The sequence below is a fragment of the Cupriavidus sp. OTU4054 genome, from assembly GCF_038440175.1.
Lineage (GTDB): Bacteria > Pseudomonadota > Gammaproteobacteria > Burkholderiales > Burkholderiaceae > Cupriavidus > Cupriavidus pauculus_D.
Window position 1 is genome coordinate 123,107 of sequence record NZ_JASATF010000022.1, and the last position, 9,576, is coordinate 132,682.

Annotated in this window: 8 protein-coding genes; 6 read left to right on the forward strand and 2 right to left on the reverse strand. The window is 64.8% G+C overall.

The window, feature by feature from the left end; all coding sequences use genetic code 11:
- Positions 1–4: 4 nt before the first annotated feature.
- Complete coding sequence (fabI, locus tag AAHB16_RS23645) at positions 5–790, reverse strand: enoyl-ACP reductase FabI (protein ID WP_150371289.1); 786 nt, start codon at positions 788–790, stop codon at positions 5–7.
- 178 nt (positions 791–968) lie between these two features.
- On the opposite strand from fabI, the gene AAHB16_RS23650 reads away from it, so the two are divergent.
- From AAHB16_RS23650 to AAHB16_RS23670, 5 genes are all read left to right on the forward strand, one after another.
- Positions 969–2,855: an extracellular solute-binding protein gene (locus tag AAHB16_RS23650; RefSeq protein ID WP_150371290.1), complete on the forward strand. Its 1,887-nt coding sequence runs from the start codon at positions 969–971 to the stop codon at positions 2,853–2,855.
- 37 nt (positions 2,856–2,892) lie between these two features.
- Positions 2,893–3,942: a microcin C ABC transporter permease YejB gene (locus AAHB16_RS23655; RefSeq protein WP_150371291.1), complete on the forward strand. Its 1,050-nt coding sequence runs from the start codon at positions 2,893–2,895 to the stop codon at positions 3,940–3,942.
- Positions 3,939–5,066 (forward strand): ABC transporter permease, encoded by a 1,128-nt coding sequence (locus AAHB16_RS23660; protein ID WP_342052130.1) that lies wholly within the window; start codon positions 3,939–3,941, stop codon positions 5,064–5,066. The genes AAHB16_RS23655 and AAHB16_RS23660 overlap by 4 nt, the downstream gene beginning before the upstream one ends.
- Before the next feature lie 17 nt (positions 5,067–5,083).
- The gene (locus AAHB16_RS23665) at positions 5,084–6,745 is read left to right on the forward strand and encodes an ABC transporter ATP-binding protein (RefSeq protein ID WP_150373733.1); all 1,662 of its coding nucleotides are present in this window, start codon (positions 5,084–5,086) and stop codon (positions 6,743–6,745) included.
- 414 nt (positions 6,746–7,159) lie between these two features.
- The gene (locus AAHB16_RS23670; RefSeq protein ID WP_150371293.1) at positions 7,160–7,846 is read left to right on the forward strand and encodes a C40 family peptidase; all 687 of its coding nucleotides are present in this window, start codon (positions 7,160–7,162) and stop codon (positions 7,844–7,846) included.
- 189 nt (positions 7,847–8,035) lie between these two features.
- On the opposite strand, the gene AAHB16_RS23675 is transcribed toward AAHB16_RS23670, so the two are convergent.
- The gene (locus AAHB16_RS23675) at positions 8,036–8,998 is read right to left on the reverse strand and encodes a patatin-like phospholipase family protein (protein ID WP_342052131.1); all 963 of its coding nucleotides are present in this window, start codon (positions 8,996–8,998) and stop codon (positions 8,036–8,038) included.
- A 183-nt stretch (positions 8,999–9,181) separates the two neighbouring features.
- On the opposite strand from AAHB16_RS23675, the gene AAHB16_RS23680 reads away from it, so the two are divergent.
- Positions 9,182–9,576 (forward strand): glutamate--tRNA ligase (locus AAHB16_RS23680; RefSeq protein ID WP_342052132.1); only part of this gene is annotated, 395 nt, incomplete at its 3' end.

Genomic DNA, 9,576 nt, shown 5'->3' on the forward strand with positions numbered 1-9,576 from the left:
GACATTACTCGTCGTCGACGCTCGCGCCAACGATATTGAAGCCGCCGTCCACATACGTGATCTCGCCGGTCACGCCGCTCGACAGGTCGGACAGCAGGAACGCCGCCACATTGCCGACTTCGTCGATCGTCACGTTGCGGCGCAGCGGGGCCACGTTCTCGAAGTGACCCAGCAGCTTGCCGAAGCCCTTGATGCCCGACGCCGCGAGCGTCTTGATCGGACCGGCCGAGATGCCGTTCGCGCGAATGCCGCGCGGGCCGACCGACGAGGCGAGGTAACGCACGCTCGCCTCGAGCGATGCCTTGGCGAGGCCCATCGTGTTGTAGTTCTGCACGACGCGCTCGGAGCCGAGGTACGTCAGCGTGACCAGCGATGCCTTGTCCGACAGCAGCGGCAGGGCGGCCTTCGCGAGTGCAGGGAAACTGTAAGCCGAGATATCGTGCGCAATGCGGAAGCCTTCACGCGACAGGCCCTCGAGGAAGTCGCCGGCAATCGCCTCGCGCGGCGCGAAGCCGATCGAATGCACCAGACCGTCGAATTTTTCCCAGCGTTGCCCCAGATCGGAGAACAGCGCGGCGATCTGCTCGTCGCTGCCGACGTCGCATTCGTACACCATGTCCGTGCCGAATTCCTTGGCGAAGTCGTTGATGCGGTCCTTGAAACGTTCGCCGACGTAGGTGAAGGCCAGTTCGGCGCCTTCGCGCTTGCAGGCCGACGCGATGCCGTAGGCGATCGAGCGGTTGGACAGCAAGCCAGTGATCAGGATCCGCTTACCTGCCAGAAATCCCATTAAATTCTCCAAGGTGTAATGTCTTGCGGGCATGCTTCATGCACGCGCATGCCAAAGGGAATGTCCGGATGGCTGGTAGCTATCCGGACCCATGTAAAATTGTCGCACATCTTTGCCTGGCCTCTGGCGGCCAGGTGGGTCGGGATATGTCGGGATATTCTTGGAGGTCTGCATCGGGATGCTGATTCGCGCACGTTGGCCGCTTCAGGCGGCAAGGCAGTATTTCCGTCGTGGCGCGGTACTGCAGTGGGGTCTGGCACTGGCGCTCGTGCTGGCTTCGGGTTTTCCCCTATCGGGTTACGCGGCGCATGGCTTTGCGCTGCACGGCGATCTCAAGTATCCGGCCGATTTCAAGCAATTCGACTACGTCAATGCGGACGCGCCGCAGGGTGGCACGCTCACGCTCGCCAACCCGGACCGCCGTACCAGTTTCGACAAGTTCAACCCGTTTACGCTCAAGGGCACGTCCGCGCCGGGCCTGAACACGCTGATGTTCGAGTCCCTGCTGATCAGCAGCGCCGATGAAACCGCCAGCGCCTACGGTCTGCTTGCCGAAGATGTCGCCGTGGCCCCGGACGAGATGTCCGTGACCTTCCGCATCCGCCCGGAGGCGCGCTTCGCCAACGGCGATCCGGTGCTGGCATCGGATGTCAAATATTCCTACGACATGCTGATGGGCAAGTGGGCCAGCCCCGGCTACCGCAGCATGTGCATGGACGTGAAGGCGGTCGTGGTCACGGGCGAGCGTACGGTTCGCTTCGACTTCAAGCAGCGCAACGGCGAACTGCCGCTGATCGTGGGGTCGCTCCCCGTGTTCTCGAAGAAATGGACGGCCAAGGTGCCGTTCGAGAAGCTGACCTTCGAGGAGCCGATCGCCAGCGGGCCCTACCTGATCGAGCGCTATGACGCCGGCCGCGGCATCACGTTCAAGCGCAATCCCGCCTACTGGGGCAAGGACCTCGCCGTGCGCCGCGGCACGTTCAACTTCGCGCGCGTGGTCTATCGCCTCTACAAGGACGAGACCGCGCGGCTCGAGGCATTCAAGGCGGGCGAGTTCGACGCGATCGTCGAATACCGCGCGAAGAACTGGGCCAAGAGCTACGACGGCCCGCGCTTCCGCGACAAGGATCTGATCAAGACCGAGTTTCCGCATCGCAACGGCGCCGGCATGCAGGGCTTCGTCATGAACATGCGCAAGCCGGTGTTCCAGGACGTGAACGTGCGCAAGGCGCTCATTCTCGCCATGGATTTCGAGTACCTGAACCGTCAGTTGTTCTATGGGGCATACAAGCGCCTCGACAGCTGGTTCTCGAACAGCGAACTCGCGGCCAGTGCCACCTATGACGGGCGTCCCGGTCCCGGCGAAATGAAGCTGCTGGAGCCGCTGCGCGCCGAGCTGCCGCCCGAGGTGTTCGGCCCCGAGGTCGTCCAGCCCACCACGAATCCGCCACGGTCGCTGCGGGACAATCTGCGCGAGGCACGCCGCCTGCTCGCGGCCGCCGGCTGGACCTACGAGGATGGTGCGCTGCGCAATGCCAAGGGCGAACCGCTGGTCTTCGAGTTCCTCGACGACGGCGGGGCGATGAGCCGCGTGATCACCACGTACGTGCGTAACCTGCAGACGCTCGGCATCGAGGTGCACCAGCGCACGACCGACTTCGCGCTGTACCAGAAGCGGCTCGAGGACTTCGACTTCGACATGGTCTCCATCCGTTTCCCGGACTCCCAGAGCCCCGGCAACGAACTGCGCGACCGTTTCTCGTCGGAAGCGGCCGCCATGCCGGGCTCCGACAACCTGTTCGGCCTGAAGTCGGCGGCCGTGGACAAGCTCGTGGACGCGGTGCTGCACGCGGAGTCGCGCGGCGAGCTGATCACGGCCGGCCGCGCGCTCGATCGTGTGCTCATGCACGGTTACTACATCGTGCCAAACTGGTACAGTGCATCACACCGGGTGGCGTATCGGAAAGCCCTGTCGTACCCGAAGCGCCTGCCGTATTACTACACGGCCGAAGGCTGGGTCCTGGGCAACTGGTGGCGCAACGATCTGCAGCAGGCCACGCAGTAAGCAACGCAACGCGCGCCATGCGCAATCGACGACGGCCATGATCGCCTACCTCCTCAAACGCATTCTGCTGATGATCCCGACGCTGGTCGGGGTCATCACGCTGACGTTCATCGTGATCCAGTTCGTGCCCGGCGGCCCCGTCGAGCAGATGATGATGGAAATGAAAGGGCGCGGCGGCGCCGGCGAAGCCAGCGGTGGCGGTGCCGAATATCGCGGCCGCCGTGGCGTGGATCCCGAGAAGATCAAGGAGATCCAGGCGCTGTACGGCTTCGACAAGCCGCCCATCGAACGCTACTTCCTGATGCTCAAGCGCTTCGCGAGCTTCGACCTCGGCCAGAGCTATTTCCAGCACCGCAGCGTGTGGGAACTGGTCAAGTCCAAGCTGCCGGTGTCCATCAGCCTTGGGCTATGGACGTTCTTCCTCAGTTATCTGATCTCGGTCCCGCTCGGCATCTCCAAGGCCATTCGGGCGGGCAGCCGGTTCGACGTCATCAGCAGTCTCGTGGTGCTGGTCGGTTACGCGATTCCGGGCTTCGTGCTCGGCGTGCTGCTGCTCGTGCTGTTCGGCGGCGGCACCTTCGTGCAGTGGTTCCCGCTGCGCGGCCTGACCTCCGACAACTGGGACCAGCTCTCGATGATGGGCAAGGTCATGGACTATCTGTGGCACCTCGTGCTGCCGATCACGGCGTCGGTCGTGGGCAGCTTCGCGGTGGTCACGATGCTGACCAAGAACGCGTTCCTCGAGGAAATCCGCAAGCAGTACGTGCTGACCGCGCGCGCCAAGGGCCTCGCGGAGCGCCGCGTGCTGTGGAAGCACGTGTTCCGCAACGCGCTGATTCCGCTCGTCACGGGTTTCCCGGCCGCATTCATCGGCGCGTTCTTCACGGGGTCGCTGCTGATCGAGACGCTGTTCTCGCTCGACGGCCTGGGCCTGCTGTCCTATGAGGCGGTGCTGCGCCGCGACTATCCGGTCGTGCTCGGCACGCTGTACCTGTTCACGCTGATCGGCCTGATCACGCGGCTCATCTCCGATGTCTGCTACGTGCTCGTCGATCCCCGCATCCATTTCGAAGGGATGCCCCGATGACCGCCCACGCGCCGCACGCGCACTCGCTTCCCCATTCGATGTCGCCGCGCCAGCGCGCGTGGCAGCGCTTCCGCTATAACCGGCTCGGCTACTGGAGCCTGATCCTGTTCGTGCTGCTGTTCGTCTTCAGCATGGCGGCCGAGGTCCTGTCCAGCGACCGCCCGCTCGTGGTCCGCTACAAGGGCGACTGGTACTTCCCGATCGTCAAGGTCTACCCGGAGACCACGTTCGACGGCGATTTCCCGACGCGCACCGACTATCTGGATCCGTTTATCCGCGAGCGCATCACCACCCATGGCAACTTCGCGGTGTTCCCGCCCAACCGCTATTCGTACGACACGCTCAACTATTTCGCGAAGGAGCCGAACCCGGCGCCGCCTTCGTCCGAGAACTGGCTCGGCACCGACGACCGTGGCCGCGACGTGCTGGCGCGGCTGCTATACGGCTTTCGCGTCTCCGTGCTGTTCGGCATGGCGCTGACGGTGATCGGCGTGCTGATCGGCACGCTCACGGGCGCGCTGATGGGCTTCTTCGGCGGGCGCTTCGACCTGATGTCGCAGCGCGCGATCGAAGTCTGGAGCTCGATGCCGGAGCTGTACCTGCTGATCATCTTCGCGTCGATCTTCGAGCCGAGCCTGAGCCTGCTGATCATCCTGCTGTCGCTGTTCGGCTGGATGGGCTTGTCCGATTACGTGCGCGCCGAGTTCTACCGCAACCGCTCGCTGGACTACGTCAAGGCGGCCCGGGCACTGGGTTTGTCCAATGCGCAGATCATGTGGCGCCATATCCTGCCCAACAGCCTGACGCCCGTCATCACGTTCCTGCCGTTCCGCATGAGCGCGGCGATTCTCGCGCTGACCAGCCTGGACTTCCTGGGCCTCGGCGTGCCGCCGACCACGCCGAGTCTCGGCGAACTGCTCGCGCAGGGCAAGGCCAACCTCGATGCCTGGTGGATCTCGGTGTCCACGTTCGCCGTGCTCGTCATCACGCTGCTGCTGCTGACCTTCATGGGCGACGCGCTGCGCGATGCGTTCGACACGCGCATGGGCCTGGCCCAGCTGCGCGGCCGCGTGCGGCCCAAGGTGCCGGCTGCCGCCGCGCCCGCGCCGGAGGTGGTGTCATGAGCCTTGCCGCATCGCGCATGCCATCATCCAACACGCCACCCGGCGATGCGTTCGAACCCGTGGCCGCGCCGGCCCCCGGCACCACGCTGATGTGCGTGGAGAACCTGTCCGTGACCTTCGGTCACGGGGAGGGCGCCACGCGCGCCGTGCGCGACGTGAGCTTCGACCTGCGCGCGGGCGAGCGCTATGCGCTCGTCGGCGAGTCGGGCTCGGGCAAGACCGTCACCGCGCTGGCCATGCTGCGCCTGGTCGAGGACGCGCACTACGAGGGCGCCATCCGCTTCGAGGGGCGCGACCTGCTCGACGTATCGGACCGCGAGATGCGCGGCATTCGCGGCTCCGAGATCGCGATGATCTTCCAGGAGCCGATGACCGCGCTGAACCCGCTCTATACGATCGGCAACCAGATCGTGGAGACGCTGGCGCTGCACGAGGGGCTGGACCGCCGTGCCGCGCGCGACCGCGCCATCGCGCTGCTCGAACGCACGGGCATCAGCGACGCGGCCAACCGCTTCAACAGTTTTCCGCACCAGCTTTCGGGCGGCCAGCGCCAGCGGGCGATGATCGCCATGGCGCTCGCGTGCCGGCCCAAGCTGCTGCTGGCCGACGAGCCCACCACGGCGCTCGACGTGACCATCCGCGCGCAGATCCTCGACCTGCTGCGCGACCTCCAGGCCGAGTACGGCATGGCGGTCATGCTCATCACGCACGACCTGAACCTCGTGCGCGCGTTCGCGCAGCGCGTGGGCGTGATGGAGAAGGGCGTGCTCGTCGAGACCGGCGAGACCGCGCAGGTGTTCTCCAACCCGCAGCATCCCTATACGCGCAAGCTCATCGACAGCCGGCCCCGGCGCGAGGTGCTGCCGCTGGTGCCGCTGGCGCCCGTGCTGCTCAACGTGCGCGACCTGTCGGTCAACTACGCGCGCAAGAAGGCCGGCATCGCGGGCTGGTTCGGCAAGGAACAGTTCCCGGCGGTCAAGGGTGTCGGGTTCGAGCTGCGCGAGGGCGAGACCATCGGCATCGTCGGCGAGTCCGGCTCCGGCAAGACCACGCTCGCGCACACGGTGCTGGCGTTGCAGAACAAGAGCGGCGGCACCATCGACTTCCTGGGTAGCGACCTGCATAGCTGCACGCGCAAGAAGCGCAGTTCGCTGCGGTCGCGCATGCAGGTGGTGTTCCAGGATCCGTTCGGCTCGCTGGCGCCGCGCATGACCATCGAGCAGATCGTCGGCGAGGGGCTTGCGCTGCATCAGCCGGGCCTGTCGCGCGAAGCCATGCGCGAGCGCGTGATCGAGGCCCTGCGCGAAGTCGGGCTCGACCGCACGGCGCTCGGCCGCTATCCGCACGAGTTCTCGGGCGGCCAGCGCCAGCGTATCGCCATCGCGCGCGTGCTGATCCTCAAGCCGCAGGTACTCGTGCTCGACGAGCCCACGTCGGCGCTCGACGTCTCCATCCAGCAGCAGGTCCTGGCGCTGCTGTCCCAGCTGCAGCACAAGTACAACCTCAGTTATCTGTTCATCAGTCATGACCTGGCCGTCATCCGCGCGATGGCGCACCGGGTCCTGGTCATGAAGAACGGGGAGGTCGTCGAGGCAGGGGAAACGGAAGCGGTACTCGGCGCGCCGCAGCATCCATATACGCGCAAGCTGATGGCCGCTGCCGCGCTTGGGGCTACCTGAGTGATGTGCGTCGCAGCATCCCGAAAAACGCGTGCCTTAGCACGCGTTTTTTATGCGGTATGCGAGAAAGAAGATGCGTTTTTCACGCTAGCTCCTTGATTCGCATAGTGAATCGACGAAATTTGTAACGATCTTTGACAGATCAACGGGTAAGCCTTTAAGATCCCGCGATACCTATTTTCGGGGGTGGTTCGTCCGTTGCATACGTGACCAATAACGAGTTGCGACGCACGGCGATGGTGCAAACGGTAACCAGTTGGTAACAACTTGGGGATCGGAAAGTGACCAGACCGTACTTGTGGGGGGCAAAAGCCATCTGGCCTGCTTCTTGCGTACGAACCGCCCTGATGTTTTCAGCCTGTCCGGCGATGTCCGACATCCCGGTCAGACATGTCCGACTCATCAGGAGAACCAATGCAGCGAACGGTACTTCATTCCCTGGCAAAGGTCGCCATTGGAATTGCCTTTGCCTGCGGTGCGACGGTGTCGAACGGTGTGCTGGCGGATACGGTGTTCAAGGATCCCGACTCCCGCGTCGAAAGCCGTGCTGAACTGAGCACGGATTCGCATGTGGAAGGCAAGCGCGGCTTGCTGTCCTCGGTGATGAACTCCACCAGCTCGGTGGCCAGCAAGGCTGGCGACCTCGTCATGAATGCGCTGGGCCTGATCGGCGTGCGTTACCGCTTCGGCGGTAACAGCCCCGAATCCGGCCTCGACTGCAGCGGCTTCGTCCGCTACGTGTTCAACGACACCTTCGGCTTCATGCTCCCGCGCCGCTCCGTGGAAATGAGCCAGGTTGGCACGACGGTTGCCGTCAACGACCTGCGCCCCGGCGATCTGGTGTTTTTCAACACCATGCGCCACACGTTCTCGCACGTCGGTATCTATATCGGCGACAACAAGTTCGTGCACGCACCGTCCACCGGCAGCAAGATCCGTGTCGACGATATGCGCGCGAGCTACTGGGTCACGCGCTACAACGGCGCCCGCCGCATCGACGAGTCGGCGCAGGGCGGGGCAGGCGACAGCATGGGCAATATGGTCGAGACGCTCAAGCGCTTCGATCCGGCTGCTCAGGGCCGCTCGCTGTATGGCGGCTGATGGAATCGGCCTCCCCAAAAAAAAGGACTGCCTCGGCAGTCCTTTTTTTTACCTCTTCTTGCCCTCTCTTGCTCTCTCTGCCCTTCTGCAGGATGACAAGAGCTGTCACCCCACTAACGAGGGGTGACACCCGCTGTCACTGATCTGACAACCGATGTCATTTCCAGAAACGCACGCCCATCGCCCCGGTCACTGCGCCACCACGGTGCCGACCGGCGCGCTGACCGGCCGCTGACGCAACTGCGCCAGCTTGTCCCGCAGCGCGGGCAATACCGCTGCCGTCGCCACCTCGCCCGCGAGAATCGCGCGATTGCGCGACGTAAAGTCGCTGCCCGCCATATCGGGCAGATCGGGCCGGATTACCACGTCTGCGCGCGCCAGCGCCATGCGATTGATCGATTGCCCCATGATGGCCGTCGTCTGCAGCAGCACGCCGCTCTGGCCACCGTTCTTCTGCGAGGCCGGGTCCGCCGAGATGTTCACGGCGATCACGAAGTCCGCGCCCATCTCGCGCGCGGCATCCACGGGCACCGGCTCGACGAGGCCGCCATCGACATAGTCGTGGCCGGCGATCGATACGGGCTGGAACACGCCCGGCACGCTGCTGGACGCGCGTACCGCCTGCCCGGTATTGCCGCGGCGGAAGAGAATGCGCTCGCCCGACTGGAGGTCGGTGGCCACGATGCCGAGCGGCAGCTTCATCGACTCGATGGGCTTCTGCTTCACGAGCCGGTTCACATAGTTCTGCAGCGCCTCACCCTTGAGCCATCCGCCGAAACGCGTGCCGAAGGGCAGGGCCCAGTCCGCGATCGTGGCCTCGTCCATGGTCAGTGCCACCTTGTTCAGCGCAAAGCCGTCCATGCCCGACGCATACAGCGCGGCGACCACGGACCCCGCGCTCGTGCCCGTGACGATATCGGGATGGATGCCCTGGGCCTCGAGCGCCTTGATCACGCCGATATGGGCAAAGCCGCGCGCGGCGCCACCACCCAGCGCCAGGCCGATGCGGATCGGGCGCGGCGGCGTGGCGACGGCCGGGGGGACGTTGACCGGTGTGGCGGCCACCGGCGGCGTGGCCGGCTTCGGGCCAAAACTGCAGGCACCCAGCAGCAGCGCGGCAGGCGCGGCACCGAGAAAAAGGCGTCGTTTCATAGGGGAGGGATCGTTCAGCGGAAAGTGATGCACGTGGCATCCGGCACCCGCTCGCTGGCGAGCGGCCGCCGATTGAGACTCCACGCAGCATAAATGATTCCGCGAGTGCGTTGCTATAATCACTCATTCAACGCATCCAGCCTGCGCGCATCCGTGCGCGGGCTTTTTTGTTTTCCCCAGCCCATGACACAACGCGTCCGCACCCGCTTCGCACCGAGCCCCACCGGCTTTATTCACCTCGGCAACATCCGCTCGGCCCTCTACCCGTGGGCCTATGCCCGCCGCATGCAGGGCGACTTCATCCTCCGTATCGAGGACACCGACGTCGAGCGGTCGTCGCAGGAAGCCGTGGACGTGATCCTGGAAAGCATGGCCTGGCTCGACCTCGATATCGACGAAGGTCCGTTCTACCAGATGCAGCGCATGGACCGGTATCGCGAGGTCGTGAAGCAGATGCTCGACGGCGGTCTGGCGTACCACTGCTACATGAGCACGGAAGAGCTCGACGCGCTGCGCGAAGCGCAGCGCGCCCCGGGCGAAAAGCCGCGCTACAACGGCATCTGGCGGCCGGCACCCGG

Excerpts from the sequence above, each read along its gene's own strand:
- AAHB16_RS23660 (WP_342052130.1), top strand. The coding sequence starts at position 3,939 with ATGACCGCCCACGCGCCGCACGCGCACTCGCTTCCCCATTCGATGTCG.
- AAHB16_RS23670 (WP_150371293.1), top strand. The coding sequence starts at position 7,160 with ATGCAGCGAACGGTACTTCATTCCCTGGCAAAGGTCGCCATTGGAATT.
- AAHB16_RS23655 (WP_150371291.1), top strand. The coding sequence starts at position 2,893 with ATGATCGCCTACCTCCTCAAACGCATTCTGCTGATGATCCCGACGCTG.
- AAHB16_RS23665 (WP_150373733.1), top strand. The coding sequence starts at position 5,084 with ATGCCATCATCCAACACGCCACCCGGCGATGCGTTCGAACCCGTGGCC.
- AAHB16_RS23675 (WP_342052131.1), bottom strand. The coding sequence starts at position 8,998 with ATGAAACGACGCCTTTTTCTCGGTGCCGCGCCTGCCGCGCTGCTGCTG.
- AAHB16_RS23650 (WP_150371290.1), top strand. The coding sequence starts at position 969 with ATGCTGATTCGCGCACGTTGGCCGCTTCAGGCGGCAAGGCAGTATTTC.
- fabI (WP_150371289.1), bottom strand. The coding sequence starts at position 790 with ATGGGATTTCTGGCAGGTAAGCGGATCCTGATCACTGGCTTGCTGTCC.